25 protein-coding genes are annotated in these 24,846 nt (G+C 71.2%); 12 read left to right on the forward strand and 13 right to left on the reverse strand.

Going from position 1 to position 24,846, the window contains the following annotated elements; genetic code table 11:
- The first annotated feature begins 117 nt into the window (after positions 1 to 117).
- Complete coding sequence (locus ABEG18_RS19820) at positions 118 to 1,914, forward strand: DUF882 domain-containing protein (protein WP_406854765.1); 1,797 nt, start codon at positions 118 to 120, stop codon at positions 1,912 to 1,914.
- 15 nt (positions 1,915 to 1,929) lie between these two features.
- On the opposite strand, the gene ABEG18_RS19825 is transcribed toward ABEG18_RS19820, so the two are convergent.
- Both ABEG18_RS19825 and ABEG18_RS19830 read right to left on the reverse strand, forming a co-directional pair.
- The gene (locus ABEG18_RS19825; RefSeq protein WP_406854766.1) at positions 1,930 to 2,169 is read right to left on the reverse strand and encodes a DUF2312 domain-containing protein; all 240 of its coding nucleotides are present in this window, start codon (positions 2,167 to 2,169) and stop codon (positions 1,930 to 1,932) included.
- A gap of 218 nt (positions 2,170 to 2,387) precedes the next feature.
- Positions 2,388 to 3,230 (reverse strand): N-formylglutamate amidohydrolase, encoded by an 843-nt coding sequence (locus tag ABEG18_RS19830; RefSeq protein ID WP_406854767.1) that lies wholly within the window; start codon positions 3,228 to 3,230, stop codon positions 2,388 to 2,390.
- Between the two features lie 83 nt (positions 3,231 to 3,313).
- Between ABEG18_RS19830 and ABEG18_RS19835 the strand changes: the two genes are divergently transcribed.
- From ABEG18_RS19835 to ABEG18_RS19845, 3 genes are all read left to right on the forward strand, one after another.
- A complete protein-coding gene (locus tag ABEG18_RS19835) occupies positions 3,314 to 4,300 on the forward strand; it encodes a DMT family transporter (protein WP_406854768.1) in 987 nt (328 codons plus the stop codon).
- A complete protein-coding gene (locus tag ABEG18_RS19840; RefSeq protein ID WP_406854769.1) occupies positions 4,297 to 5,589 on the forward strand; it encodes a glycerate kinase in 1,293 nt (430 codons plus the stop codon). Before ABEG18_RS19835 ends, ABEG18_RS19840 begins: the two co-directional genes overlap by 4 nt.
- 64 nt (positions 5,590 to 5,653) lie before the next feature.
- Positions 5,654 to 6,124, forward strand: coding sequence for a DUF1036 domain-containing protein (locus tag ABEG18_RS19845; protein WP_406854770.1), 471 nt, complete (start codon positions 5,654 to 5,656; stop codon positions 6,122 to 6,124).
- 10 nt (positions 6,125 to 6,134) lie between these two features.
- On the opposite strand, the gene ABEG18_RS19850 is transcribed toward ABEG18_RS19845, so the two are convergent.
- From ABEG18_RS19850 to ykgO, 3 genes are all read right to left on the reverse strand, one after another.
- Positions 6,135 to 7,112 (reverse strand): alpha/beta fold hydrolase, encoded by a 978-nt coding sequence (locus ABEG18_RS19850; RefSeq protein WP_406854771.1) that lies wholly within the window; start codon positions 7,110 to 7,112, stop codon positions 6,135 to 6,137.
- Positions 7,113 to 7,215: 103 nt separating this feature from the next.
- Positions 7,216 to 7,779, reverse strand: a complete 564-nt coding sequence (locus ABEG18_RS19855; protein WP_406854772.1) for a tetratricopeptide repeat protein — start codon at positions 7,777 to 7,779, stop codon at positions 7,216 to 7,218.
- 261 nt (positions 7,780 to 8,040) lie between these two features.
- Positions 8,041 to 8,166, reverse strand: a complete 126-nt coding sequence (gene ykgO / locus ABEG18_RS19860; RefSeq protein WP_106334813.1) for a type B 50S ribosomal protein L36 — start codon at positions 8,164 to 8,166, stop codon at positions 8,041 to 8,043.
- Between the two features lie 294 nt (positions 8,167 to 8,460).
- Here ykgO and ABEG18_RS19865 point away from each other — a divergent pair, with 294 nt between their 5' ends.
- From ABEG18_RS19865 to ABEG18_RS19890, 6 genes are all read left to right on the forward strand, one after another.
- On the forward strand, positions 8,461 to 9,657 hold the full coding sequence (locus tag ABEG18_RS19865; RefSeq protein WP_406854773.1) for a substrate-binding domain-containing protein: 1,197 nt from the start codon (positions 8,461 to 8,463) through the stop codon (positions 9,655 to 9,657).
- On the forward strand, positions 9,654 to 10,445 hold the full coding sequence (locus tag ABEG18_RS19870) for an ABC transporter ATP-binding protein (protein WP_406854774.1): 792 nt from the start codon (positions 9,654 to 9,656) through the stop codon (positions 10,443 to 10,445). The genes ABEG18_RS19865 and ABEG18_RS19870 overlap by 4 nt, the downstream gene beginning before the upstream one ends.
- The gene (locus tag ABEG18_RS19875) at positions 10,438 to 11,163 is read left to right on the forward strand and encodes an ABC transporter ATP-binding protein (RefSeq protein ID WP_406854775.1); all 726 of its coding nucleotides are present in this window, start codon (positions 10,438 to 10,440) and stop codon (positions 11,161 to 11,163) included. Before ABEG18_RS19870 ends, ABEG18_RS19875 begins: the two co-directional genes overlap by 8 nt.
- Positions 11,160 to 12,152: a branched-chain amino acid ABC transporter permease gene (locus ABEG18_RS19880; protein WP_406854776.1), complete on the forward strand. Its 993-nt coding sequence runs from the start codon at positions 11,160 to 11,162 to the stop codon at positions 12,150 to 12,152. The genes ABEG18_RS19875 and ABEG18_RS19880 overlap by 4 nt, the downstream gene beginning before the upstream one ends.
- A gap of 4 nt (positions 12,153 to 12,156) precedes the next feature.
- Positions 12,157 to 13,230, forward strand: a complete 1,074-nt coding sequence (locus ABEG18_RS19885; RefSeq protein ID WP_406854777.1) for a branched-chain amino acid ABC transporter permease — start codon at positions 12,157 to 12,159, stop codon at positions 13,228 to 13,230.
- 76 nt (positions 13,231 to 13,306) lie between these two features.
- A complete protein-coding gene (locus tag ABEG18_RS19890) occupies positions 13,307 to 15,415 on the forward strand; it encodes a 3-hydroxyacyl-CoA dehydrogenase NAD-binding domain-containing protein (RefSeq protein ID WP_406854778.1) in 2,109 nt (702 codons plus the stop codon).
- A gap of 53 nt (positions 15,416 to 15,468) precedes the next feature.
- On the opposite strand, the gene ABEG18_RS19895 is transcribed toward ABEG18_RS19890, so the two are convergent.
- The 7 genes from ABEG18_RS19895 to ABEG18_RS19925 form a co-directional block, all read right to left on the reverse strand.
- Positions 15,469 to 16,248 (reverse strand): SDR family NAD(P)-dependent oxidoreductase, encoded by a 780-nt coding sequence (locus ABEG18_RS19895; protein WP_406854779.1) that lies wholly within the window; start codon positions 16,246 to 16,248, stop codon positions 15,469 to 15,471.
- Entirely contained in the window at positions 16,245 to 17,306 is a 1,062-nt protein-coding gene (locus ABEG18_RS19900) for a phosphotransferase (RefSeq protein WP_406854780.1), read from the reverse strand. Before ABEG18_RS19900 ends, ABEG18_RS19895 begins: the two co-directional genes overlap by 4 nt.
- Positions 17,293 to 18,522 (reverse strand): acyl-CoA dehydrogenase family protein, encoded by a 1,230-nt coding sequence (locus ABEG18_RS19905; protein ID WP_406858655.1) that lies wholly within the window; start codon positions 18,520 to 18,522, stop codon positions 17,293 to 17,295. Before ABEG18_RS19905 ends, ABEG18_RS19900 begins: the two co-directional genes overlap by 14 nt.
- Before the next feature lie 77 nt (positions 18,523 to 18,599).
- Positions 18,600 to 19,802, reverse strand: coding sequence for an acetyl-CoA C-acyltransferase (locus ABEG18_RS19910; RefSeq protein WP_406854781.1), 1,203 nt, complete (start codon positions 19,800 to 19,802; stop codon positions 18,600 to 18,602).
- A gap of 12 nt (positions 19,803 to 19,814) precedes the next feature.
- Positions 19,815 to 20,744 (reverse strand): SDR family NAD(P)-dependent oxidoreductase, encoded by a 930-nt coding sequence (locus ABEG18_RS19915; protein WP_406854782.1) that lies wholly within the window; start codon positions 20,742 to 20,744, stop codon positions 19,815 to 19,817.
- 11 nt (positions 20,745 to 20,755) lie between these two features.
- A complete protein-coding gene (locus tag ABEG18_RS19920; protein ID WP_406854784.1) occupies positions 20,756 to 21,247 on the reverse strand; it encodes a MaoC family dehydratase in 492 nt (163 codons plus the stop codon).
- Positions 21,244 to 22,068: an SDR family oxidoreductase gene (locus ABEG18_RS19925; protein WP_406854785.1), complete on the reverse strand. Its 825-nt coding sequence runs from the start codon at positions 22,066 to 22,068 to the stop codon at positions 21,244 to 21,246. The genes ABEG18_RS19920 and ABEG18_RS19925 overlap by 4 nt, the downstream gene beginning before the upstream one ends.
- A 143-nt stretch (positions 22,069 to 22,211) precedes the next feature.
- On the opposite strand from ABEG18_RS19925, the gene ABEG18_RS19930 reads away from it, so the two are divergent.
- Positions 22,212 to 22,865: a TetR/AcrR family transcriptional regulator gene (locus tag ABEG18_RS19930; RefSeq protein ID WP_406854786.1), complete on the forward strand. Its 654-nt coding sequence runs from the start codon at positions 22,212 to 22,214 to the stop codon at positions 22,863 to 22,865.
- Between the two features lie 60 nt (positions 22,866 to 22,925).
- Entirely contained in the window at positions 22,926 to 24,260 is a 1,335-nt protein-coding gene (locus ABEG18_RS19935) for an 8-oxoguanine deaminase (RefSeq protein WP_406854787.1), read from the forward strand.
- A 13-nt stretch (positions 24,261 to 24,273) separates the two neighbouring features.
- Here the strand turns inward: ABEG18_RS19935 and ABEG18_RS19940 are convergent, their stop codons facing one another.
- Positions 24,274 to 24,741 (reverse strand): Lrp/AsnC family transcriptional regulator, encoded by a 468-nt coding sequence (locus ABEG18_RS19940; RefSeq protein WP_406858656.1) that lies wholly within the window; start codon positions 24,739 to 24,741, stop codon positions 24,274 to 24,276.
- Between the last annotated feature and the right edge of the window lie 105 nt (positions 24,742 to 24,846).

Below are 24,846 nucleotides of genomic sequence, written 5' to 3' on the forward strand. Positions count from 1 at the left end.
CTCCGGTCCGCTGAACAGATGGGTTGAGCCTTGCGGTCCACGTTGGCGTTCCGGACCGTGGCCGTGTTGGCGCGTTGCCTCAAGTCGGCGACGCCTGGCCTGGCCGCGCTATCGCTCATGCTTGGAGAGACCGGGAACCTGGGCGACGCGGTCGCCAACGGGGACACTCGGGCGATCAGCATCTATCACACCCACTCCAAGGAAAGCGCCACGATCACGTTCAAGCGCAACGGCGTCTATGACCGCGACGGCCTGGAGAAGCTGAACTGGATCCTGCGCGACTGGCGCCGCGACGAGCCCACCAGCATGGACCCGCGGCTGTTCGACATCGCCTGGGAGGTCTATCGCGAGACGGGCTCGCAGGAGCCCATCAACATCGTCTCCGCCTATCGGGCGCCCGAGACGAACGCGATGCTGCGCCGCCGCTCGCGCGCGGTCGCCAAGCACTCCCAGCACATGCTGGGCAAGGCCATGGACTTCTACCTGCCGGACGCCTCGATGGCGAAGGTGCGCGAGATCGCGCTCCGCTTGCAGCGCGGCGGCGTCGGCTATTATCCCACCGCCTACAATCCGTTCGTCCACCTCGACGCCGGCAGCGTGCGTCACTGGCCGCGCCTCAGCCGCGACCAGCTCACCCGCCTGTTCCCGGACGGCAAGACCGTGCACATGCCGACGGACGGCAAGCCGATGCCGCGCTACGAGGAGGCCGCGGCCGAGGTCGTCGCCAATGGCGGCACGGTGTTCGCCTATGCGGGCGGCGAGAACGAGGAAGGCCCCGCGCCCGTCGTCGCAAGCCGACGCGGCAAGAGCTTCTTTGCGGCGCTCTTCGGCATCGGCGGCGGCGAGGACGAGGATGAGGACCTCGTCCAGGCTCCGCGCGGCCGCGGCGGCCGCGTCGCGTCCCGCCCGCCGCCCCAGGCGCAGGCCTATGCGCCTTCCGCCACCGTGGACGACCGTTTCGTGGGCGCCTATGCGACGCGCGCCATGTTCGCGTCGGCCGCTCCGGCCCAGCCGGTGCGCGCGGCGATCGCGCCGCGCCCGGCCCCGGCGCCCGCTCCCCAGGTCGAGGACGAGGCGCCCGGCGTCCAGGAGCGTCCGATCGTGGTTGGCTCGCTGGGTCCCGCGGGCGCGGCCGTCATCGAGCCGACCCCGTCGCCCGCGCCGGCCCCCGTCGCCCCGAAGCTGGTCGACGTCCCGCAGCCGCTGATCCGCCCGACCGCGCTGCTGCCGGCAGTGAGCCAGCCCCAGGCCGCGCCGCCTCAGCCGCAGATGGTCTGGCAGGCGGGTCCCGCCGGGGCGCCGGGCCAGTCCTCGCCTGTCGGCGCAGCGGACGCCGCGCCGCGCTTCGCCGCCGTGCCGCTGCCGCTGGCGCGGCCCGCCGACCTCGGCGGCGCCATCGCCTCCGCGACGCCGGCTGCGCTGCTGACCGTCGCCAATGTTCCGCTGCCGCCGAGCCGCCCTATCGCGCTGGCCTCGCTGGTCCCCATGATCCCGGCTTCGCTGCCCGCCGGGACGCCGGCGCTGGCCGCTCCCGAGACCGCGCCCCGGTCGGTGGAGCCCGCGCGCCGCGCGCACCAGGAGCCCGTCGCCGCCAGGGAGACCGCCAGGGATGCGTCGGCCCATCCGTCGCCGGAGCCGTCCGAGGACGAGGCGCTGGACCGCGATGGATTGAAGTCGCTGTTCGCCGGAGCGAGCGTCGCCGGCGCGGCGCGGCCCGGCGTGGCCCCGAAGGCGCCGTCGGTGAGCACCGCCAAGGCGCGGCCCACCCAGCGTGAGATCGCGCACGCTGCGGCCAACCCGGTCGCGACCGTGGCGATGAATTTCAGCCACGGACCGAACGAACTGACGACCGATCGCTTCTCCGGGCCGGCCGTGAAGCCGCTGGGGTCCGCTCGCTTCACGCCCGCCCGGTAGCGGGGCCGACCGGCCTCACGCCATCCCGAGCGCTTCGAGATAGAGCTCCATGATGGCCTCCTGCTCCTTGCGCTCGGCGTGGTCCTGCTTGCGGATGGCGACGATCTTGCGGATGATCTTGGTGTCGAAGCCATTGCCCTTGGCTTCGCCGTAGACGTCCTTGATGTCCTCGCTGAGGGCCTTCTTCTCCTCCTCGAGCCGCTCGATGCGCTCGATGATGGCCTTCAGCTGATCGGCCGCAATCGAATTGTCCATGATGTCCGGGCCCCGTCCAGGTCGTCGCCGTGTGGGCATCGCCGGGCCGGACGGCGTCGCGCCGGCTCACGGGATGCGTGAAAAGCAAAGCTCGCCCCCGGCTCGACTCATGGAGCCGGGCCAAAGGACGAGGCGCGTCGGTTTCGGCCAACTGGCGGCCGTGGTCAAGGCCGCCCCGGAAATGGCCGCTCGGGCCTGTGGATGCCGGGGATGAGGCGTCAGATGCTCGGGCCCGGATCGCCCCTGAAGGCCGCCCTCTGGCGGCTCGCCGTGCGAGTGGGATGGAGCTCGATGCGGTGCTGGGCCGGGTCCGCCGCCAGGGCCCCGATGATGCGGGCGAGCCTCTCGCCCCAGGCCAGCGCGCCGGCCTCGGTCCCGATCAGGTCCTGCCTCACCTCGATCAGCGCGTTGGAGAGCCCACGCGCGGTGGCGTGCCGGTTGATGGTGTCGCCCGCGAGCGCGCCGTCATAGGGCTCGTTGTCGCCGACCACGAGATCGCCCTCGGCCTGCAGCGCCTCGATCAGCGGTAGCGGCAGCCGCGGGTCGGCGTCCCACAGCACGGTGACGTGCCAGGGGCGCGGCGCGCCCTTCCAGGCCGGCGTGAAGGAATGCATGCTGACAACCATCGGCGGCGGCCCGGCTTCCAGCGACGCCGCGATGGCCGCCTCCACGGCCCGGTCGTAGGGCCGGTAGAACCGCGCCAGGCGCCGCTCCACCTCGGCCCGGTCCGCCTTGGCGTTGCCGGGCACGACGGCGCCGTCGGAGAGCCGCATCACCAGCGTCGGATCGTCCTCGCCCCGGTTGGGATCGATCAGCAGTCGCGAGAAGGTGCTGAACACCGCCGGGCAGCCCAGGATTTCCGCCATGCGGCGGGTCGTGGCCGCGATGCCGATGTCATAGGCGATATGGCGCTCCAGTTGACCGGCGGGCAGGCCGAGGCTGGCATACTCAGCCGGAATCGCGTTCGACGCGTGATCGCAGAGCAGCACGACGCCGCTCGCCGGATCTCCCGGCAGGACGATGGGGCGGTGAGGCGTGGGCTGGTGCGAGGCGTTCGGCATGTGGGTGTCCCGGTCGCCGCAACCATAGTGACGCGCCCGGCGAACTGCCATAGGAGTGTACCCCCCGCCGCGCACCATGCCCGATGACGACGCCAGACCTCGCCCGCACCTCGTCAGACCCGCTCGCGCCAGCCGCTATCCCGCAGGCGGCCGGGCGCGCGGGTCCGTTGGCCGCGCTCGTGGGCGGAGCGCTCGCGATGGGGATCTCGCCCATCTTCGTGCGGCTCGCGCAGGACGCCGGCGTCGGTCCCTTCGCATCCGCTTTCTGGCGCGTGGCGCTGGCGCTGCCGGTTCTCTACGCGTGGGCGAGGCTGGAGGAGCGCGCCGCCGGTTCGGGAGGCAGGCCGACCTTCACCCGCGCCGCCGTGATCTCGGGCGTCCTGTTCGGCGGCGACCTGCTCTTCTGGCACGTGTCGATCCTGAAGACGACCATCGCCAACGCCACGTTCTTCGCCACCACGGCGCCGATCTGGGTCGTCCTGTTCTCCTGGCTGGTGCTGAAGCAACGCGTCCGGCGGGAGATCCTCGCCGGCATCGGCTTGTGCCTGCTGGGCGGCGTCGCCCTGATTGGACACTCCCTGCAGGTCGACCCCGCCAAGCTGCGCGGCGACCTCTACGGGCTCGCCACCGCGGTGTTCTTCGGGCTCTACTTCATCGCCGTGCAGGCCGCCCGCAAGCAGGCCGGCGCGGCCCGCGTGACCTTCGCCCTCTCCTGCGTCACGGCCGTGATCCTGCTGGCGGCGGCGCTGGTCGCGGGCGACCACCTGTGGCCCGCGACGACGACGGGCGTCGCGGCGCTGTTCGCCATGTCGTGGCTCAGCCATGCGGGCGGCCAGGGCCTGCTGTCGGTCGCGCTGGGGCGCCTGCCGGCCGTCTTCTCGTCGCTGGTGATCTTCCTGGAAGCGGTCGCCGCCGCGCTCGTGGCCTGGGCCGCGCTGGGAGAAGCCGTCACGCTGGTCCAGGCGTTCGGCGGAGCGCTCATCCTGGTCGGCATCTGGGTCGCCAGGCCGCGCGAGCCGCGACCCGCCCCGGCGACGCCGGCGCTGCGAACCGATGGAAGGCGACCATGAGCGATGGCGAGGCTAGGCGCGCCGTGTTGCGCGCCGCGTTCGACGCGGCCGTGAAGGCCGCTCATCCCAGCGCCTGCCTGCCGCCGCATTTGCCCCCCGCACCCGAGCGCGGGCGCATCCTCGTGCTGGCCGCCGGCAAGGCCGCCGCCAGTATGACGGCCGCCGCCGAGGCTTTCTATCTCGACCGCTGCGGGGTTCCGCCCGACCGGCTCGCGGGCCTCGCCGTGACCCGCATCGGCTATGGCCAACCCACCCGGGTGGTGGAGGTGGTGGAGGCGGGTCATCCCGTGCCCGACCAGAGCGGCGTCGACGCGACCCGCCGCACCCTGGCTCTGGCGCAGGCCGCCGGCCCCGACGACCTCGTCCTGGCCCTCATCTCGGGCGGCGGCTCGGCCAACTGGATCGCGCCCGCCGGAGCGCTCACGCTGGCCGAGAAGCAGGCCGTCACGCGCGCGCTGCTGCGCTCGGGCGCGTCGATCGGCGAGATCAACACGCTGCGCAAGCGGCTCTCGCTGATCAAGGGCGGACGCCTCGCCCGCCTCGCCGCCCCCGCCCGGCTGCTGACGCTGGCGATCTCGGACGTGCCGCACGACGACCCGTCGACCATCGCGTCCGGCCCCACCGTGCCGGATCCCACCACCATGGCGCAGGCGCGCGCGGTCGCGGCCAAATACGGGCTGGACCTGCCGCCCGCCGCGCGGGCGCTCCTCGACGACGACGCCAACGAGACCCCGAAGCCCGGCGATCCCGTGTTCCGCAACGCCGAGTTCCGCATCGTGGCGCGGCCGGCCCAGTCCGTCGAGGCGGCCGCCGAGACCGCGCGGGCGGCCGGCTACGAGCCGCTGTCGCTCGGCGCGGACCTGGAGGGAGAGGCGCGCGAGGTCGCCTTCGCGCACGCCGCCGAGGCCGTGCGCCTCAAGCGGGAGGGGCGCAAGGCGGCGCTGATCTCCGGCGGCGAACTCACCGTGACGATCCGCGGGACGGGCCGCGGTGGCCCCAACCAGGAATACGCGCTCGCGCTCGCCGTCGCGCTGAAGGGAGAGCCGGGCGTGGCGGCGCTGGCCGGCGACACGGACGGCACCGACGGCGGCGCCGGCAAGCCCGACGACCCCGCCGGAGCGGTGGTCGACGAGACCACCCTGGCCCGCGCGCGATCGATCGGACTGGATGCGGCGGCCAGCCTGGACGACAACGATTCGACCGCCTTCTTCGAGCGCCTGGGCGACTTGCTCGTCCCCGGCCCGACCCGGACCAACGTCAACGACATCCGGGTCATCCTCGTCGGTTGACAGGGACCCGCCCGGCTCGCCAAATCGACAGCCGAATCAGGGCCTGGATGGCCGCCTCCGTTCCATGGACGCCACGCGCAAGATGCTCCTGTTCCGCCTTCCCGTCCTGCCCGCCCTCCTGGCGACAGCCGTCGCGGCGAGCCTCGCCGGCGCGGCGCCGGCGCATGCGGACCTGCGCCTGTGCAACCTCACGCAAAGCCGCATCGGCGTCGCGCTCGGCTACCGCGATCCGCAGGGCTGGCTCTCCGAAGGGTGGTGGAACCTCAAGCCCAACGAGTGCGAGACCATGCTGAAGGGCGGCCTGGCGGCGCGCTTCTACTACATCTACGCGCAGGACTACGACCGCGGCGGGGAATGGGGCGGCAAGACCTTCATGTGCACCCGCGACAAGGAGTTTACGGTGCGCGGCGCTGAGGATTGCCTGGCGCGCGGGTTCGACCGCGTCGGCTTCTTCGAGATCGACACCGGCGAGCAAAAGAGCTGGACCGTGCAGCTCACCGATCCCAGCCGGGCCCCGACCACCAAGGCTCCCTGAGGGCCCCCTTCTACTCGGCGGCCGCGGCGAGGCTCGCCTGGCCGGCGACCCGCTCGATCTCCGCCAGCACCACCTCGTTCGCCGCGTGGTGCGGCATGTGGCCGATCCCCGGCAACAGCGTCAGGTGCGACCCGGCGATCTGCCGGTGGATTGCGACCGAGTGGATCACCGGCGAAACGATCTTGTCGGCCTCGCCATGCAGGATGCTGGTCGGGACCCTGATCTCGGCGTATCGGCGGGACTGGACCTTCAGATAGTCGTTCAGGTCGAACAGGTCTTCCGCATTGGCCTGGAACTCGGCCGGCCGCAGCAGCAGGCGTGCGGCGGTGCGCTCGGCGTAGCCGGGTGGCGGCTCGTTCGGCGCGAAAACGGCGCGCACGCCGGCGTCCAGCGCCAGGGCGGTCACCGGCGTCGCCACCGTGTAGTTGAACAGGGTCGCAAAGCGCTTGTCGGAGGCCGCCCGGTTATACCAGGCGACCCCGCCCATCCACGGATGGGTCGCCCCGGCCAGCAGCACGAGGCCGCTGACGATGTCGGGGTGGTCGAGCGCCAGCGCCGTCGCGAGCGAGCCGGACCACGAATGGCCGACGACCACCGCCCTGTCGACGCCGACGGCCGCCAGGGCCGCCCGGATCGTCCTGGCCTGAGCGGCCGGCGAGGAGGCTGCGCGCTCCCCGATCCTGTCGGTCCAGCCATGGCCCGGCCGGTCCACCGCGATGACGCGCCGCCGCTGGGCGAGCTGGTCCCCGATCGCCATCATCATGTCGCCGGAGTTCGCGGACGCGCCATGCAGCAGGAGGATCGGCGCGCCGGGGGCGCCGCCTTCCGGGCCGCGATCGACCAGATGCACGGTCCCGCCCTCGACCGGCACGAGCCGCCCCTTGGGCGGATGCGCCCGGGACTGCGCTTCGGCGAGCAGGGACGACGCCAGGGCGGAGGCGGCGGCGGCGCCGGCCGCGAGGCCCAGCGCGAGGGCGGTGCGTTTCATGTCGGGGATGTCTCGGTGGGCGGAAAGGGCGGCGGTCTCGCCTGAAGACGCGTGGCGCGGCGCCATGGGTCCCATGCGCCTCGAAATGTCGCAGAGCGGGCTTTCACAGATCGGTGCCGCCGACCTCCGCCGCGAGGCTCTGGACGGCCTTCTTCACGTCCGCCAGGAAGGGATTGATGGCGAGGGCCTTCTGGAACACCTCATAGGCGGCCTTCCGGTCGCCGTTCTGCTGCAGGATGATGCCCAGGCCCGAAAGCGCGCCGAAGTGACGGGGCTCGCGCGCCAAGACCTCGCGCAGGTCGGCCATGGAGCGGGTCACGTCGCCCATCATGAAGAAGATGGTGGCGCGCTTGTTCCACGCCTCCGCCCACTCGGGCTGCAGCGCGATGGCGCGGTCCAGGAGCTCGATGGCCAGGGGCTGGTCCTGGTCGGCCGCCTCCATGGCGCGCACGAACAGGAGGTCGGCCGTGTCGCTGCCCGAGCGCATCCACCGGCGCTGGATCGACGCCACGATGCCCTTGGCCTCGCTCTCGTCGGTCGACTTGGAGAGCCGGGCGTAGAGGTCGTCCAGCGTCGCCGCGCGCGGCGGAGGCGCCGCGTCCGGCTTGCGGGGGGCGGGGGCCGGGCCGGCGGCGTTCTGGATCAACGGCTCGAGCGGGCCGGACACGGCCGGCGCGGCGCCGGCCGGAGAGCCAAGAGCCGGAGAGCCAAGAGCCGGGGACCCAAGGGCCAGGGAGCCCACGGCCAAGGCGGTCAGAAACAAGGTCCGGATCTGGCGCATGCCATGGATGATAGGGCGGGTCGCGCCCCTGTCAAAGCCCATGCTGTCGCACGACGCACGAAAACAGGGCGCTCACCGCGCCCTGTCCGGCAACGTTCACCTCAGAGCGGCCGTCTCCCTGCCCGTGGACGGGGACAGCCGGACGCCTCAGCCCTGGCGGGCCTTGTAGCGCTTCTGGGTCTTGTTGATGATGTAGACGCGGCCCTTGCGGCGCACGATCTGGTTGTCGCGGTGACGCTCGCGCAGCGACTTGAGAGAGTTGCGGATCTTCATCGGTCCAGTCTCGCTTCGATCGGTCGCGCGGAACGACCTGAATGGGTCTAGGATCTACGCGGGCGCGCCACGCGCCACGTGGTCCTGCGGCCCACGCGCCCTTCGGTGCTGGTCAATAGTCCATCCGCTCTGCGGTTTCAAGCCGGCGCGAGCCGAAAGCTGCGCGGATCGCCAGACTTCCGCACAGGCGCAAGCGCCGCATTTTCCCCTCGATCTCCGCCGAATTCCGGGCATGATGCCCAAACAGGCCGCGAAAACAGGCCAATCTCGAGAAACAGGCCAGGGAGCACCGCGATGAGGGCATGGACGATCGGCTGCGCCGCCGGGATCGTGTTGGCGGGCGTCGCCTCGCTGGCCGCCCCCGCTTCCGCCAAAGACGTCAAGATCTGCCTTCTGGCCGGCAAGACGGGCCCGCTCGAGGCCTACGCCAAGCAGACCGAGAACGGCTTCATGCTGGGCCTCGAATACCTCACCAAGGGCACGATGCAGGTGGGCGCCGACAAGCTGCAGGTGATTGTCAAGGACGACCAGCTCAAGCCCGACCGCGGCAAGGCGCTGCTCGAGGAGTGCTACGCCGACGACAAGGCCGACATCGCCGTGGGCACGAGCGGCTCGCCCGTGGCGCTGGCCATGCTGCCCGTCGCCGAGGAGATGAAGAAGGTCCTCATCGTCGAGCCGGCTGTGGCCGATTCGATCACCGGGGAGAAGTGGAACCGCTACGTCTTCCGCACCGGCCGCAGCTCCTACCAGGACGCCCTCGCGGCCGCCGCGGCCGTTCCGGACGGCGACGTCTCCATCGGCATGATGGCGCTCGACACCGCCTTCGGACGCGACGGCGTGGCGGCCTTCAAGGAGGCGCTCGCAGGCGTGCGGCCCAAGGCCAAGGTCGTGGCCGAGGAATACGCGGCCGGAAACACCGCCGACTTCACGCCCTTCGCCGAGCGGCTGTTCAATGGCCTCAAGGACAAGCCCGGCAAGCGCCTGATCGCCTTCATCTGGGCCGGCGCGCATCCGATCGCCAAATTCGTCGACATGAAGCCCGAGCGCTTCGACATCGTCCTGGCGCCGGGCGGCAATCTCCTTCCCGTCATGGCCGGCTGGAAGAGCTTCGCGGGCGCGGAAGGCGGCATCTACTATTACTACGGCTTCCCCCAGAACCCGCAGAACGACTGGCTGAAGGCGGAATATCAGAAGCGCTTCAACGCCCCGCCGGACTTCTTCGTCGCCGGCGGCTTCTCGGCCGCCTCGGCCGTGGTGGCCGCCCTGCAGAAGTCCGGTTCGACCGACTCCGAGAAGCTGATCGCCGCCATGGAGGGCATGAGCTTCGACACGCCCAAGGGACCGATGACCTTCCGGAAGGAGGATCACCAGGCCCTGCAGGACATGTATCACTGGCGCATCAAGAAGGGCGCGACCGACACCGATCTCCTGGAGCTGGTCGCCACCATCCCGGCCAAGGACATGCCCCTGCCCGTGCGCAACAAGCGGTGACCGAGACTGCGCCGCCCTGCCCCGTCCTGGAGACGCGCGACCTCACGATCCGCTTCGGCGGTCATGTGGCGGTCGATCGCGTCTCCTGCCGCTTCGAGCGCGGCACGCTGACCGCCATCGTGGGCCCCAACGGGGCGGGCAAGACGACATGGTTCAACCTCATATCCGGCCAGCTGCGCGCGACCGGCGGACGCGTGCTGCTGGAGGGCGTCGACGTCACCGGCCTGGGGCCGGCGGCCCGGACGAGGCGCGGGATGGGCCGGGCCTTCCAGCTCACGAATCTCTTCCCCAACCTCTCGGTGCGCGAGAATGTCCGCCTCGCCGTCCAGGCCCGCGAGGGAGGCGGTCCCACGATCTGGCGCCGATGGAGCGACCGGACGGACTGGATCGAGCAGGCCGACAGGATCCTCGAGCAGGTCGCCCTGGCGGACGAGGGACGCGTCCCCGCCGCCGCGCTGCCGCATGGCGACCAGCGCAAGCTGGAGGTCGCCGTCATGATGGCTCTGGAGCCGCGGGTGCTGATGTTCGATGAACCGACCGCCGGCATGTCGGTCGACGAGGTTCCGGTCGTGCTCGACCTCATCCAGCGCCTCAAGGACCAGGGCGACAGGACCATCCTGCTGGTCGAGCACAAGATGGACGTGATCCGCAGCCTCGCGGACCGCATCGTCGTCCTGCACAATGGCCAGCTGGTCGCGGACGGCGAACCGGCCGCCGTCATCGCCTCTCCGATCGTGCAGGAGGCCTATCTGGGCGTGAGCGCCGGGAGCGAGCCCGACCATGGCTGAACCGATCCTCACCCTCTCCGGCGTCCACACCCATATCGGCCAGTACCACATCCTGCAGGGCGTCGATCTCGACGTCGCGCCCGGCGAGACGACGGCGCTCCTCGGCCGCAACGGCGCGGGCAAGACCACGACGCTGCGCACCATCATGGGGTTGTGGTCCCCGAGCCGCGGCGAGATCCGCTTCGACGGCCGGCCTGTCGGGGGCCTCGCCACCCCCGAGATCGCCCGCATGGGCGTGGCCTATGTGCCGGAGAGCATGGGCGTCTTCGCCGACCTCACCGTGCGCGAGAACATGATCCTGGCGGCGCGCGAGGGCCCGCCCCAGCCGGCGCGGCTCGACTGGATCTTCGGCTTCTTTCCCGCCCTGAAGACGTTCTGGAACCACCCCGCGGGGGTTCTGTCCGGCGGCCAGAAGCAGATGCTCTCGATCGCCCGCGCCGTCGTCGAGCCGCGCCGCCTGATCCTGATCGACGAGCCCACCAAGGGCATCGCTCCCGCCATCGTGGAGAACATGATCCGCGCCTTCCGCGAGCTGAAGCGATCCGGCGTGACCATCCTGCTGGTCGAGCAGAACCTGCGTTTCGCGCAGGCCCTGGCGGACGCCGTCGCCGTCATGGACGACGGCCGCATCGCCCATCGGGGACGCATGCGGGACCTGGCGGCCGACGCGGACCTGCAGTCTCGGCTGCTGGGCCTGTCGCTGGGAGCGCACGCGTGACCGCCGTCGCCCGCCCCCGCGCCGACCTGTGGCCCCTGGCGCTCCTGCCGGCGCTCGCGCTGATCGCCCTGCCGCTGGTGGGCGACCCCAGCGCCTGGATCACCCTCACGGTGGCCGGGCTCGCGATGGGGATGATGATCTTCGTCGTGGCCAGCGGGCTGACGCTGATCTTCGGCCTCATGGACGTGCTGAATTTCGGCCACGGCGCCTTCATCGCGGTGGGGGCCTATGCGGCCTTCTCGGTGCTCGGCCCCGTTTCGGCCTGGCTCGGCGCCGAAACGCTGGCCCTGAACCTGGCCGCCCTCCTGGTCGCCGCGCTGGCCGCCATGGCGGTGACGGGCGCGCTCGGGCTCGCCTTCGAGCGCGTCATCGTCCGGCCGGTCTATGGCCATCACCTGAAGCAGATCCTGATCACCATGGGCGGGCTTGTCGTGGCCGAGCAGATGATCCGGGTCCTGTGGGGGGCCGACCAGAAGGCGATGCCGCTCCCGGCGGGCCTGCGCGGGGCCGTGATGGCGGGCGACGTCGCGATCGAGAAATTCAGGCTGCTGGCCGTGGGCGTCGGCCTGGTCGTGTTCATCGCCATGCAGCTCGTCCTGAACCGCACCCGCATCGGCCTGCTGATCCGGGCCGGCGTCGAGAACGGCGAGATGGTGGAGGCGCTCGGCTACCGGGTGCGCCGGCTCTTCGTCGGCGTCTTCATGGCGGGTTCGGCCCTGGCCGGACTCGGCGGCGCGCTGTGGGCGCTCTACCGCGAGACGCTGACTGCCGACATCGGCGGCGAGGTCATGGTCCTGGTCTTCATCGTCATCATCGTGGGCGGCCTGGGCTCGGTCGGCGGCTGCTTCATCGGCTCCCTCATGGTGGCGCTCATGGCCAACTACACCGGCTATCTCGCCCCCAAATTCGCCCTCGTCTCCAACATCGCCCTGATGGCGGCGGTGCTGATGTGGCGGCCCAACGGGCTCTACCCCGTGGCCAAGCGGTGAGCCGATGCTGAAGGCGCTTCTCTCGGGAGATATGCCGCGCAGCCGGGCGCTAAGCGCCCTCCTGCTCGCCATCCTGATCGGGCTTGCGGGCGCGCCCTTCTGGTTCGGCGGCGCCCAGCCCATCAACACCGCCGCGAAGGTCTGCGTCTTCATCCTGCTGGTCGCCAGCTACGATCTGCTGATCGGCTACACGGGCGTGGTCTCCTTCGCGCACACGATGTTCTTCGGCATCGGCGGCTACGGGGTGGGGTTGGCGCTCTACGCCTGGGGCGCCGCGTGGACGTCCGTCTTCGGCGGCCTTGGCCTCGCCTTGCTGCTGGGCGTCGCGCTGGCGCTCGGCATCGGCCTGTTCTCGCTGCGCGTGCGGGCGATCTTCTACGCCATGATCACGCTTGCGGTCGCGTCGGCCTTCGCGGTCCTGGCCTCTCAGCTCTCCGGCCTCACCGGCGGCGAGGACGGCCGCTCCTTCCGGGTTCCGGAACTGCTGCGGCCCGCGACGAAGATCTTCGACGCGCCGGTCTTCGGAGTGGAGGTGAACGGCAGGATCGTCGCCTACTACATCGTCTTCTTCGGCGCCCTGGCGCTGTTCCTGGCGCTGTTGCGGATCGTGAACTCTCCCTTCGGGCGCGTTCTCCAGGCGATCCGGGAAAACGAGTTCCGGGCCGAGGCGCTGGGCTATCGCACCGTCTATTACCGGACGGCCGCGAATTGCCTGGCGGCCGGAATGGCCGTGATGGCCGGCGCGCTCAACGCGCTGTGGCTGCGCTACACCGGGCCGGACACGACCCTGTCCTTCACCATCATGGTCGACATCCTGCTCATGGTCGTGATCGGCGGCATGGGCACGCTCTATGGGGCGGTGATCGGGGCGACGCTCTTCGTGGTGGCCCAGAACTACCTGCAGAAGCTGATGGGCGTCGCGGCGGCTGCGACCGAGGGGATCCCCCTCCTGCCGAGGCTGCTGGACCCGGACCGCTGGCTCCTGTGGCTCGGCGTGCTCTTCGTGCTGAGCGTCTACTTCTTCCCCACCGGCGTCGTCGGACGGCTGCGGCGGCGCGCCGGCCACGACCCGGGCTGATCCGGCCCGCCAGGGGTTTTGCGCCGCCTCATGGGGGCATAGCATCGCCCTTGGAAGACGAACCACGAGGACGCTCATGAGCACCGCCCCCGCGACGCATGGACCCGTCGTCACGACCCGCCAGGGCCGCGTCGCCCTGATCCTGGCGGACAATCCGCCCGTGAACGCGCTGGCGCAGCCGGTCCGCGAGGGCCTGCTCAGGGCCGTCCAGGAGGCCGCGGCGGATCCGGCCGTCGACGCCCTGGCGATCGCCTGCGAGGGCCGCACCTTCTTCGCCGGCGCGGAGATCCGCGAATTCGGCAAGCCGCCGGTCCCGCCCGGCCTCGGCGAGGTGCTGGACGCTATCGAGGCATGCCCCAAGCCGGTCGTCGCCGCCATTCACGGCACGGCGCTGGGCGGCGGCTTCGAGCTGGCGCTGGCCTGCCATGCGCGGATCGCCGACGCGAAGGCCGCCGTCGGACTTCCCGAGGTCAAGCTCGGGATCATCCCGGGCGCGGGCGGAACGCAGCGGGTCCCGCGTCTGGCGGGCCCGGTGGCCGCCCTCGAGATGATCGCGTCCGGCCGGCACGTCAGGGCCGAGGAGGCCAGGAGACTCGGCCTGATCGACGCCGTCGCCGAAAGCGACCTGCGCGCCGAGGCCGTGGAGCTCGCCCGCAGCCTGGTGGGCCGCCCTCCCCGTCGCACAGGCGAGCTGCCCGTTCCGGCGTTCGACCCTGCGGCCTTCGACGCCGCCGCCGCCGCCGTGGCGGCCAAGGCCCGCAGCCAGGTCTCGCCGATCAGGGCCATCGAAGCCGTCCGCCTGACCGCCGGCGGCGCCGGCATCCGCGAAGGCCTCGCGGCCGAGCGGGCGATCTTCCGTGAGCTGGTCGGGTCGGACCAGGCCAAGGCGCTGCGCTACGCCTTTTTCTCCGAGCGCGAGGTGCAGCGCGTTCCCCACCTGCAGGGCGTCGCGCCGCGCCAGGTGGACGTCGTCGGCGTGATCGGCGCCGGCACCATGGGGGCCGGCATCGCGGTGGCGCTGCTCGACGCCGGGTTGCGGGTCGTCGTCACCGAGACCAGCATCGAGGCTGTCGGCGCGGGGTGGGACCGCATCTCGGGCCTCTATGGCCGGGCGATGAAGTCCGGCCGGATCGACCAGGCCAAGCGCGACGAGCGCCTGTCCCGCCTCTCCGTGACGGACGACTTCGCCGAACTCGCCGCATGCGACCTCGTCATCGAGGCCGCCTTCGAGGACATGGCCGTGAAGCAGGAGATCTTCGGTCGGCTCGGCTCCGTCGCGCGGCCGGGCGCGACGCTGGCCACCAACACCTCCTATCTGGACGTCGACGCCATTGGCCGCGCCTCGGGCCGGCCCGAGGACGTCATCGGCCTGCACTTCTTCTCCCCCGCCAACATCATGCGCCTGGTCGAGGTGGTGGAGGGCGCCGCCAGCGCGAAGGACGCCGTGGCGACCGGCGTCGCCCTGGCCAAGCGGATGGGCAAGCTGCCGGTCACCTGCGGCGTCTGCGACGGCTTCGTCGGCAACCGCATCCTGGCGACATGGCGCCAGCAGACCGACTTCGCCCTGGAGGACGGCGCGCTGCCGCAGGAGGTCGACGCGGCCCTCGAGCGATACGGCTTCGCCATGGGTCCCTTCGCGGTGGCGGACCTCGCCGGCCTCGATATCGGCTGGGCGCGCCGCAAGCGCCTCGCGCCCACCCGCGATCCCGGCCGCCGCTATGGCGGGACGGTGGCGGACCGCCTCTGCGCCATGGGCCGCTTCGGCCAGAAGACGGGCGCCGGCTATTACCGCTATGTCGACGGCAAGCGGCAGGTGGATCCCGAGGTGACCCGGCTGGTCGAGGACGTCTCGGCCGAGCTCGGGCGCGAGCGCCGCCCCTTCGACCCGAACGCCATGGTTCGCCATGTGCGCGCCGCCATGGTCAACGAGGGCGCGAAGATCCTGGCCGAGGGCGTCGTGCCGCGCGCCCTCGACATCGACATGGTGCTCCTGCACGGCTACGGCTTCCCGGCCTGGCGCGGCGGCCCGATGTTCGAGGCGGACGCGATCGGCCTTGCGACGATCCTGGCCGACATGCGCGAGTTGCACGCCCTGTCGGGGCCGGGCTGGGAGCCCGCGCCGCTTCTGGTCGAACTCGCCGAAAAGGGCGGGACCTTCGCCGGTTACAGCCGCACGCCCGGCTGAGCGTCACGAGCGCATCGGCGGCGTACGCAGGGAGGCGGACCGGCGAACCGGCCTCAGGCCGCCGTCAATCCGCCGTCCACCGGCAGCGCCACGCCCGTGATGAAGGCGCTTTCCGGCCCGCAGAGCTGCAGCATGGCGGCCACGATCTCGTCGACGCTGGCGAGGCGCCGCATCGGAATGGCGCCCAGCACCCGTTCCAGCGCCGCCTCCGGGCCGCCGCGCATATGGGCGAGTTCGTCCTTCACCATGGCGGTGTCGGCGAAGGAGGGGCAGATCGCGTTGACCCGGATGTTGCGCCGCGCATATTCGACGGCCGCCGTCTTGGTAAGCCCGATCACCCCGTGCTTGGCGGCGGCGTAGACGGAGAGCAGCGGCGCGCCCACCAGCCCGGCGACCGACGCCACGTTGAGGATCACGCCGCCGCCCTGCCGCTCCATGGCGGGCAACTGGTGCTTCATGGCGTAGAAGACGCCCATGAGGTCGACCGCGATCACCTTTTCGGCCGTCGCAGACGGAATGTCGGGCAGTTTCAGATAGGGGTGGGCCATGCCGGCGTTGTTCAGCGCCACGTCCAGCCGTCCATAGGCGCCGAGGGCCGCGGCCACGAGCCGCTCCGCCGTGCTCTCCTGCGACACGTCGCCGGCCTCGGCCACCACCTCCGCCCCGGCCCGCCGCAGCTCCTGCGCCACCTCGTCCAGCCTGTCGGCGGCGACGTCCGAAATCGCCAGCCTCGCGCCCTCGTCGGCGAAGCGCTCCGCCGCCCGCCGGCCGAAGCCGCCCGCGGCGCCGGTGATGAGGACGACCTTGCCGGTGAACCGCGCGTGATGGCTCATCCCTTCGCCTCCACCAGCTCGCAAGCCATGTGCGCCAGCAGCGGCACGGCCTTGCCCATCTTCAGCCCGCGTTCCGGGTTCGACGCGTTGCCGTCCAGCGCCCGCTTCAGCACGCCCTGCAGGATCGCGGCGAGCCGGAAGAAGCTGAAGGCCAGGCAGAACGTCCAGGAAGGAATGCCGGCCAGTCCCATCCGCCGGCAATAAGCCTCCACATAGGCCTCCTCGGTGGGGATGCCCGACGCGGCGCGGTCGACGCCGGCGAGGCCCCGGAAATCTCCCTCATGCGGCAGCCGCCACTGCATGCACTGGTAGGCCAGGTCCGAGAAGGGATGGCCCAGCGTCGACAATTCCCAGTCGATGATGGCGAGCAGTTTCGCCGAATCCGGGGCGAAGATCATGTTGTCGATGCGGTAGTCGCCATGCACCAGCGCGACGCGCCCGTCGTCCGGCGGGCGATGGGCGCCGAGCCAGGCGATCAGGCGGTCCATCGCCGGAATGGGCTGCGTCTCGGACGCCCGGTACTGATCCGACCACCGCGACACCTGCCGGGCGAAATAGTCGCCGGGCCGGCCGAAATCGGCGAGCCCCACCGCGGTCGTGTCGACGCTGTGCAGGGCGGCGAGCGCCGCGTTCATGGCGTCGTACACCGCCGCCCGTTCGGCGGGACTGGAGTCCGGCATGGCCGGATCCCAGAACACACGTCCCTGCACGTGCTCCATGACGTAGAACATGGTCCCGATGACGCTCTCGTCGGCGCAGAGCGCCAGCGCTTTCGGGACGGGCACGTCGGTGTGGGCCAGCGCGCTGATCACCCGGAACTCCCGGTCGACCGCATGCGCCGACTTGAGGAGCTGGCCCGGCGGCTTGCGCCGCAGGACGTAGTCGCCCGACGGCGACCGGATGCGGAAGGTCGGATTGGACTGCCCGCCCGGGAATTTCTCGGCGGTCAGCGGCCCCCGGAAGCCGGGCGCATGCTCCTCCATCCAGCGCGCCAGGGCGTCGACGTCGAGCGCCGCGACGGAGGGCGGCGGGCCCGCGCCCGCGTCATTCGCCGGCATTGCTGTAGCGCTTCAGCTCGGCCCTGGCGACGACGCGCCGGTGCACCGCGTCCGGGCCGTCAGCCAGCCGCAGCGTGCGAAGATGGGTCCACATGCGCGCCAGCGGGAAGTCCTGGCTGATCCCTGCCGCGCCATGCATCTGCACGGCCTCGTCGGTGATCTTCAGCGCGATGCGCGGCGCCACCACCTTGATCTGCGAGATCCAGGGCGCGGCCGCCCGGGTGCCGACCGTGTCCATCATGTAGGCGGCCTTCAGGCAGAGCAGGCGCGCCATCTCGATCTCCATGCGGCTTTCCGCGATGATGTCGTAGTTGGCGCCCAGTTCCGCGAGTTTCTTGCCGAAGGCCGTGCGCGACAGCGAGCGCCGGCACAGCGCCTCGAGCGCGCGCTCGGCCTGCCCGATGGCGCGCATGCAGTGATGGATGCGGCCCGGCCCGAGCCGGCCCTGCGCCACCTCGAAGCCGCGCCCGCGCCCATGCACGAGGTTGTCCTTCGGCACGCGCACGTTCTCGAAGCGGATATGCATGTGGCCGTGCGGCGCGTCGTCCTCGCCATAGACCTGCATGGGCCGCAGCACCGTCACGCCCGGCGTGCCGGCCGGGACCAGGATCATGGAATGGCGCTTGTGCTTGTCGGCCTCCGGATCGGTCTGGCACATCACGATGTAGATCTTGCAGCGGGGGTCGCCCGCGCCCGACGCCCACCATTTCTCGCCGTTGAGGACCCACATGTCCCCGTCCAGCCTGGCGTCCAGGGCGATGTTGGTCGCGTCCGACGAGGCCACGCCCGGCTCCGTCATCAGGTAGGCGGAGCGGATCTCGCCCTCCAGCAGCGGCGCCAGCCACTGGGCTTTCTGGGCGGGCGAGCCGTAGCGCTCGAACACCTCCATGTTGCCGGTGTCGGGCGCGGAGCAGTTGAAGGTCTCCGCACCGAGCGGCGACTTGCCCATCTCCTCGGCCAGATAGGCGTATTCGACCGTGGTGAGCCCATATCCCCGGTCGGAATCGGTGAGCCAGAAATTCCACAACCCGCGCTCGCGCGCCTTGGCCTTGAGGCTGTCCAGGATCTCCAGCTGCCTCGCGGTGTGGACGAAGCGGTCGCCCGCCTTGCCCACCTCCTCCTCGAACTCCCGCTCCAGCGGGATGATCTCGTCCTGGACCATGGTCCGGACCTGATCCAGCAAGGGCCGGAGCTTCTCGGTGACGCCGAGATTCATGGAGCCGACGACCGGCTGACCGAGCGACATGGATGTCCTCCCCTGGACCGCCTCCCGGCGGAATGCGGTTTCGCCGTTCAGGCGACCTCGAACAGGCCTGCGGCGCCCATGCCGCCGCCGACGCACATGGTGACGACGACGTAGCGCACGCCGCGCCGCTTGCCTTCGATGAGCGCGTGGCCGGTCATGCGCGCGCCGGACATCCCGTAGGGATGCCCGATCGAGATCGCGCCGCCGTCGACATTGAGCCTCTCGTCGGGGATGCCGAGCCGGTCGCGGCAGTAGATCACCTGCACGGCGAAGGCTTCGTTGAGCTCCCACAGCCCGATGTCGTCGACCGTCAGGCCATGCTGCTTGAGAAGCTTCGGGACGGCGAAGACGGGCCCGATGCCCATCTCGTCCGGATCGCAGCCGGCCACCGCCATGCCGCGATAGATCCCGAGCGGCTGAAGGCCGCGCCGCTCCGCCTCGCGCGCCTCCATGAGGACGCTCGCCGACGCTCCGTCGGACAGTTGCGAGGCGTTGCCGGCCGTGATGAACCGGCCCTCGCGGATGCGCTGGCCGTCCTTGAAGACCGGCTTCAGCGCGGCGAGCTGCTCGGCCGTGGTGCCGGGCCGGTTGCCCTCGTCCTTGGCGAGCCGCGTCTCCACCGGCGAGACCGCGCCGGTCGCCTTGTCCTGCGCCAGCATGACGCTCGGCATGGGCACGATCTCGGCGTCGAACCGGCCCGCCGCCTGCGCGGCGGCGGTGCGCGCCTGCGACTGCGCCGCATAGGCGTCCTGCGCCTCGCGGCTGACCCCGTAGCGGTCGGCCACCACCTCGGCCGTCTCCAGCATGCTCATATAGAGGGCCGGCATCCGCTCCACGAGCCAGGGATCCTGCGCCCGGTAGCGGTTGGCGTGCTCGTTCTGGCAGAGCGAGATGGACTCCAGCCCCCCGCCCACCGCCACCGTCATGCCGTCGACCACGATCTGCTTGGCCGCGATCGCGATGGCCATGAGGCCGGAGGCGCATTGCCGGTCCACGCTCATGCCGGGCGTGGACACCGGGAGCCCCGCCCGCATGGCGGCCTGGCGCCCGATATTCATCGTGGTCGAGCCCTGCTGCAGGGCGGCGCCCATGACGACGTCCTCGATCTCGGCGGCGTCCACGCCCGCGCGGGATGCAGCGGCCGCGATGGCGTGCCCGCCCAGCGCCTGCGCCTGGGTGTCGTTGAACGCGCCGCGATAGGCCTTGCCGATCGGCGTGCGCGCCGTCGAAACGATGACCGCCTCCCGCATCATCTCTCTCCCTTACCGGCTCGCCTTGAGGTCGACGCCTTTGGCCTTGGCCGCCATGGTGACGAACTTGTCCGTCTGGTGGAAGGCTTCCGTGAGCTCGCGCTCATGCGTCGTGTCGGAGATGGCGGCGAAATGCGCCGCCACGCCTTCCGGCGTCCGCTGCGCCTCGTCGAGATAGACGCCCTCCGTCTCGGTCACCACCGTCTGGGCGAACACGCCCGCGCCGGCGCACAGGATGGTGCGCGAGGGCGCGACCTCCGAGACCAGGAAGAGCACGCCCGGCGTGATCGTTTCGGGGCGCAGCAGCTCCAGCGCCGCGGGCGACATCAACTGTTCGGTCATCCGCGTCGCCGCGGTCGGGGCGAGAGTGTTGACCCGGATGTCGTGCTTGCGGCCTTCCAGGTGCAGCACGTTCATCAGCCCCAGCATGGCGGCCTTCGCGGCCCCGTAATTGGATTGACCGAAATTGCCGTAGAGGCCGGACGACGACGAGGTGAACACGATGCGCCCGTAATTCTGACGGCGCATAGTCTCCCAGACGGCCTTCGTGCAATGGACCGAGCCCATCAGGTGCACGTCGACCACCTTGCGGAAGTCCTCTATCTCCATCTTGGCGAAGCTGCGGTCGCGCAGGATGCCGGCGTTGTTGACCAGAATGTCGACCCGGCCCCATGCGGCCAACGTCGCGTCGACCATGCCGGTCACGGCGGCGAAATCGGTGATGTCCACCCCGCTCGCCATGGCCTCGCCCCCGGCGGCCCGGATCTCCTCCACCACGCGCTCGGCCGCCGTGGCGGACCCGCCGGAGCCGTCCAGCGCGCCTCCCATGTCGACTGCCACGACCTTCGCGCCGCGCGCCGCAAGCCCCAGCGCATGGCTGCGGCCGAGCCCGTTGCCCGCCCCGGTGACGATCGCCACACGCCCGTCGAATCGAATGTCCATCGTTGCGCTCCTCAGCCCAGCACGCGCAAGGTGAGCCAGTCGGCCACGAGGGCGGGCTTGTCCTGCCCCTCGATCTCCACCGTCGCGCCGACGCGCAGCATCAGTTCGGCCGCAGAGCGCTCGACGATCTCGCGCAACGCGAACCGGCCGCGCACGCGCGAGCCGGGCTTGACCGGACTGACGAAGCGCAGGCGGTCGAAGCCGTAATTCACCCCCATGGCCGATCCCTCCAGCGAGGGCACGGCGTCATAGGCCATGACGCTCAGCAGCGAGAGCGTCAGGAAGCCGTGCGCGACGGTGCTCCCGAACGGGGTCTCGGCGGCGCGGACCGGATCGATGTGGATGAACTGCCGGTCATGGGTCAGCGCCGCGAAGCGGTCGATCATGTCCTGCGTGACGTCGATCCAGGCGGAGACGCCGATCTCCTGGCCCACCAGCCGCTGGTAGGCGTCCAGCGACAACGCCCGGCGCGGGCCGGCGACGGGGAGAGTTTCGCCGCTCATGCGTCGTCTCCAAACAGCCGGTGGCCGCTGTCGACCGAGACGCCGCCGTCGAGCGGCAGGATCGCGCCCGTCGTGTAGGCGCCCCCACGGCCGCACAGGAACAACAGCGCGCCGGCGATGTCGCTCGGCCGGCCGATGCGCCCCATCGGCACCGTGGACGCCGTCTTGGCCCGGACCGCCTCGTCCTGCGTGGCGAAGGCCATCATGCGGCTCTGGAAGGGGCCGGGCGCAAAGGCGTTCACGGTGATCGGCCGATCCGCCAGCTCGCGCGCCAGGATGCGGGTGAGGTGATGCACGGCGGCCTTGGAGGCGGCGTAAGAGTACGGGCCATGGCCCAGCGGGGCCGAGCCCATCACCGAGCCCAGATTGACCACGCGGGCCGGGTCGTCCAGCGACGCGGCCGCGGTGAGCTCGGGCAGGAGCTCGCGCGTCAGCGTGAACAGGCCGGCCACGTTGACGGAGAACACGCCGTCCCAGGCCTTCCAGGGGAAGCTCTCCAGCGGCTCGCCCCAAGTCTTGCCCGCATTGTTGACCAGAATGGAGAGCGAGCCGCCCACCCGCGACTTCACCTCGGCGGCCAGCGCCGCCACCCCGGCTTCGGTTCCGACGTCGCCGGCGAAGCCCTCGCATCGCCCCGGCGCGCCCAGCGCATTCAGCTCCGCCGCGACCGCCTCGCAGGCCTGGCCCTTGCGCGATGCGATGAGCACCCGGGCGCCGGCCTGCACCAGCGCCTCGGCGCACATGCGCCCGATGCCGGTGGAGCCTCCGGTGACGAGCGCGGTCTTGCCGGCGACGGAGAACAGTGACGACAGGTAGTCCATGCGGGCGCTCTCATGGGGACTGCGGGTGGGGCGGACGCGGATTCAGCCTAGCCCGCCCGGCCACATACCGGGTAGTATGCAGCCGCGCCGGACCGGATGTCCAGCCCGGCGCAAGGCCGTCCGCCAGGAGCCCCGAAGCCGAGATGAGCACGCCGGCAGCCGTCGCCCGATCCCGCGCGCCGCGCGCGGCCGACCCGGCCCAGCGCCGCGACGAGATCCTGGCGACCGCGGCCGAGTGCTTCATGGTCAACGGCTTCGACGCGACCTCGATCGACATGATCGCGCGCCGGATGGGAGCCACCAAGGGGCTCATTTATCACCATTACCCGGCGAAGGCGGACCTGTTCTTCGCCGTGATCGACTACGGGATGGACCTGTGCTTCGCCGCCGCCGAGCCGGCCGCCCGCCAGGAGGGCGACGGCGCCGCGCGCCTCCTGGCCGTGCTGGAGGCGCACGCCATGACGATGATGGAGAGCGTGGCGTTCCAGAAGGTGAACACGCAGGGCGTGGAGATGCACCTGCATGGCGCGAGCACCCCGGGCCAGCGCGCCATGCTGGCGCGCCTCACCGGCCGCCGCGACGCCTTCGAGGCGCTGATCGGCGGCGTGGTGGCGGATGGCGTCCGCGACGGGAGCCTCGCGGTCGACGACGCGCCGCTCGCCGTGAAAACGCTGCTCGGCGCGATCAACTGGATGACGATCTGGTACCGCCCGCGGCCGACCGACACGCCAGAGAGCCGGCGCGGCGTCGCCGGGCGGATCGCACGGACGCTGCTGGCGGGCGTCGCCAGCCGCTGACCGCCTTGGCGTTCGGCCCCGGCCTCGCCTAGGCTGGCGGCTCGGAGCGGGAGGCGCGCGATGCGGCTTTGGATCAAGGACCCCTTGGCGATCATGGCCGAGGGCGCGGCCCGCGGCGTCGTGGTCGAGGGCGGCGCCATCGCCGCATGCGTCCCGGCCGGGGGCCCCGATCCGGAGCGCATCGACGCCGTCTTCGACGCCTCGCGCCACGTCGTGATTCCGGGGCTGATCAACACCCATCACCATTTCTACCAGACGCTGACCAGGGCCCATCCGGCGGCGATCAACAAGGAGCTGTTTCCCTGGCTCCAGGCGCTCTACCCGATCTGGTCGCGGCTGGACCCGGAGAGCTTCCGCGTCTCGGTCCGGCTCGCTTTGACGGAACTGCTGCTGTCGGGCTGCACCACCGCGGCCGACCATCACTACCTGTTCCCCCGCGGCCTCGAGCAGGCGGTGGACATCGAGGTGGAGGAGGCGCGCGCGCTGGGCGTGCGGCTCACCGTGACGCGCGGGTCGATGAACCTGTCGCAGAAGGACGGTGGCCTGCCGCCCGATTCCGTCGTGCAGGACGAGGACGAGATCCTGTCGGACAGCGAGCGGGTCCTGCGCCTGTTCCACGATCCGAGCCCCGGAAGCGTCACGCAGGTGGCGCTGGCCCCCTGCTCGCCCTTTTCGGTCACCAAGCGCCTGATGGCCCAGACCGCGGCCCTGGCCGAGCGGTACGACTGCCGGCTGCACACCCATCTGGGCGAAACGCGCGACGAGGACGCCTTCTGCCTGGCGACCTACGGCGCCCGTCCGCTCGACCTGCTGGAGGAGGTCGGCTGGCTCGGCCCGCGGACCTGGCTGGCGCACGGGATCCATTTCGACGACGCCGAATGCGCGCGGCTGGGCCGCCATGGCGTCGGCGTCTGCCACTGCGCGGCGTCGAACGCCGTCCTGGCGTCGGGCTTCTGCCGCACTCTGGACCTGGAGGCCGCCGGGGCGCCGGTCGGCCTCGGCGTCGACGGCTCGGCCTCGAACGACGCGTCCAACATGATGGAGGCGGTGCGTCACGCCCTCATGTTCCAGCGCCTCCACTACGGCTCGGCCAGCCGGGTCACGCATCTCGACGCGCTGCGCTGGGCCACGCAGGGCTCGGCCCGCTGCCTCGGGCGCGACGACATCGGCGCGATCGCGCCGGGGCTTCAGGCGGACCTTGCGCTGTTCACCCTCGACGAGTTGCGCTTCTCCGGCGCGCACGACCCGTTGGCGGCCCTGGTCCTGTGCGGCGCGCACCGCGCCGACCGGGTCATGGTGGGCGGCGTCTGGCGCGTGGTCGACGGCTCGCCCGTGGGCGTCGACCTCGCCCGGCTCCGGGCCGAGCACGGCCGCGCCGCCCTGCGCTTCGCCTGACCGCCCGGCCTCTTTAACGGGCCGGCGTCGGCGCGATCGGCAGCGCCGTGGTGGATTTCACCCGCTCCATGGCGAAGCGGGAGCTGACGTTCTTCAACGGGATGGCGGCGATCAGGCGCTTGTAGAACGCGTCATAGGCGGCCATGTCGGGGGCCACCACCCGCAGCATGTAGTCCACGTCGCCCGCCATCCGGTAGACCTCGAGCACCTCCGGCATGGCGGAGACGAGCGCGGCGAACCGGGCGAGCCACTCCTGCGAATGGTCGCCGGTCTCCACGGAGACGAAGACCGTCAGCCCCAGCCCCAGCTTCTCGGGGTTCAGCAGCGCGACCCGGCGCTCGATGAGCCCCTCCGCCTCGTAGCGCTGGATGCGCTTCCAGCAGGGCGTCTGCGACAGCCCCACCTGGCTGGCGATCTCGGCGATCGACAGCGTCGCGTCGCGCTGCAGCAACTCCAGGATCTTGCGGTCGACTGCGTCCATCTCCCGAGTCTCGCCCATGAAGAATGATCCACTCCTGATCTGGAGGTAAGTAGCATAACTTTCTTAATTCACGCCATAGAGTTGCCAGTCGCAGAAGAATTTTCC

It is taken from the genome of Alsobacter sp. KACC 23698, from assembly GCF_045348435.1.
Taxonomy (GTDB): Bacteria; Pseudomonadota; Alphaproteobacteria; order Rhizobiales; family Beijerinckiaceae; genus Alsobacter.

What these genes read in the sequence shown, in the direction of transcription:
- ABEG18_RS19840 (WP_406854769.1), top strand. Translation starts at nt 4,297, where the DNA reads ATGAGCGATGGCGAGGCTAGGCGCGCCGTGTTGCGCGCCGCGTTCGAC.
- ABEG18_RS19825 (WP_406854766.1), bottom strand. Translation starts at nt 2,169, where the DNA reads ATGGACAATTCGATTGCGGCCGATCAGCTGAAGGCCATCATCGAGCGC.
- ABEG18_RS19885 (WP_406854777.1), top strand. Translation starts at nt 12,157, where the DNA reads ATGCTGAAGGCGCTTCTCTCGGGAGATATGCCGCGCAGCCGGGCGCTA.
- ABEG18_RS19835 (WP_406854768.1), top strand. Translation starts at nt 3,314, where the DNA reads ATGACGACGCCAGACCTCGCCCGCACCTCGTCAGACCCGCTCGCGCCA.
- ABEG18_RS19915 (WP_406854782.1), bottom strand. Translation starts at nt 20,744, where the DNA reads ATGGACATTCGATTCGACGGGCGTGTGGCGATCGTCACCGGGGCGGGC.
- ykgO (WP_106334813.1), bottom strand. Translation starts at nt 8,166, where the DNA reads ATGAAGATCCGCAACTCTCTCAAGTCGCTGCGCGAGCGTCACCGCGAC.
- ABEG18_RS19900 (WP_406854780.1), bottom strand. Translation starts at nt 17,306, where the DNA reads ATGCCGGCGAATGACGCGGGCGCGGGCCCGCCGCCCTCCGTCGCGGCG.
- ABEG18_RS19845 (WP_406854770.1), top strand. Translation starts at nt 5,654, where the DNA reads ATGGACGCCACGCGCAAGATGCTCCTGTTCCGCCTTCCCGTCCTGCCC.
- ABEG18_RS19930 (WP_406854786.1), top strand. Translation starts at nt 22,212, where the DNA reads ATGAGCACGCCGGCAGCCGTCGCCCGATCCCGCGCGCCGCGCGCGGCC.
- ABEG18_RS19895 (WP_406854779.1), bottom strand. Translation starts at nt 16,248, where the DNA reads ATGAGCCATCACGCGCGGTTCACCGGCAAGGTCGTCCTCATCACCGGC.
- ABEG18_RS19910 (WP_406854781.1), bottom strand. Translation starts at nt 19,802, where the DNA reads ATGCGGGAGGCGGTCATCGTTTCGACGGCGCGCACGCCGATCGGCAAG.
- ABEG18_RS19890 (WP_406854778.1), top strand. Translation starts at nt 13,307, where the DNA reads ATGAGCACCGCCCCCGCGACGCATGGACCCGTCGTCACGACCCGCCAG.
- ABEG18_RS19850 (WP_406854771.1), bottom strand. Translation starts at nt 7,112, where the DNA reads ATGAAACGCACCGCCCTCGCGCTGGGCCTCGCGGCCGGCGCCGCCGCC.
- ABEG18_RS19830 (WP_406854767.1), bottom strand. Translation starts at nt 3,230, where the DNA reads ATGCCGAACGCCTCGCACCAGCCCACGCCTCACCGCCCCATCGTCCTG.
- ABEG18_RS19820 (WP_406854765.1), top strand. Translation starts at nt 118, where the DNA reads ATGCTTGGAGAGACCGGGAACCTGGGCGACGCGGTCGCCAACGGGGAC.
- ABEG18_RS19925 (WP_406854785.1), bottom strand. Translation starts at nt 22,068, where the DNA reads ATGGACTACCTGTCGTCACTGTTCTCCGTCGCCGGCAAGACCGCGCTC.
- ABEG18_RS19875 (WP_406854775.1), top strand. Translation starts at nt 10,438, where the DNA reads ATGGCTGAACCGATCCTCACCCTCTCCGGCGTCCACACCCATATCGGC.
- ABEG18_RS19940 (WP_406858656.1), bottom strand. Translation starts at nt 24,741, where the DNA reads ATGGACGCAGTCGACCGCAAGATCCTGGAGTTGCTGCAGCGCGACGCG.
- ABEG18_RS19865 (WP_406854773.1), top strand. Translation starts at nt 8,461, where the DNA reads ATGAGGGCATGGACGATCGGCTGCGCCGCCGGGATCGTGTTGGCGGGC.
- ABEG18_RS19920 (WP_406854784.1), bottom strand. Translation starts at nt 21,247, where the DNA reads ATGAGCGGCGAAACTCTCCCCGTCGCCGGCCCGCGCCGGGCGTTGTCG.
- ABEG18_RS19935 (WP_406854787.1), top strand. Translation starts at nt 22,926, where the DNA reads ATGCGGCTTTGGATCAAGGACCCCTTGGCGATCATGGCCGAGGGCGCG.
- ABEG18_RS19905 (WP_406858655.1), bottom strand. Translation starts at nt 18,522, where the DNA reads ATGAATCTCGGCGTCACCGAGAAGCTCCGGCCCTTGCTGGATCAGGTC.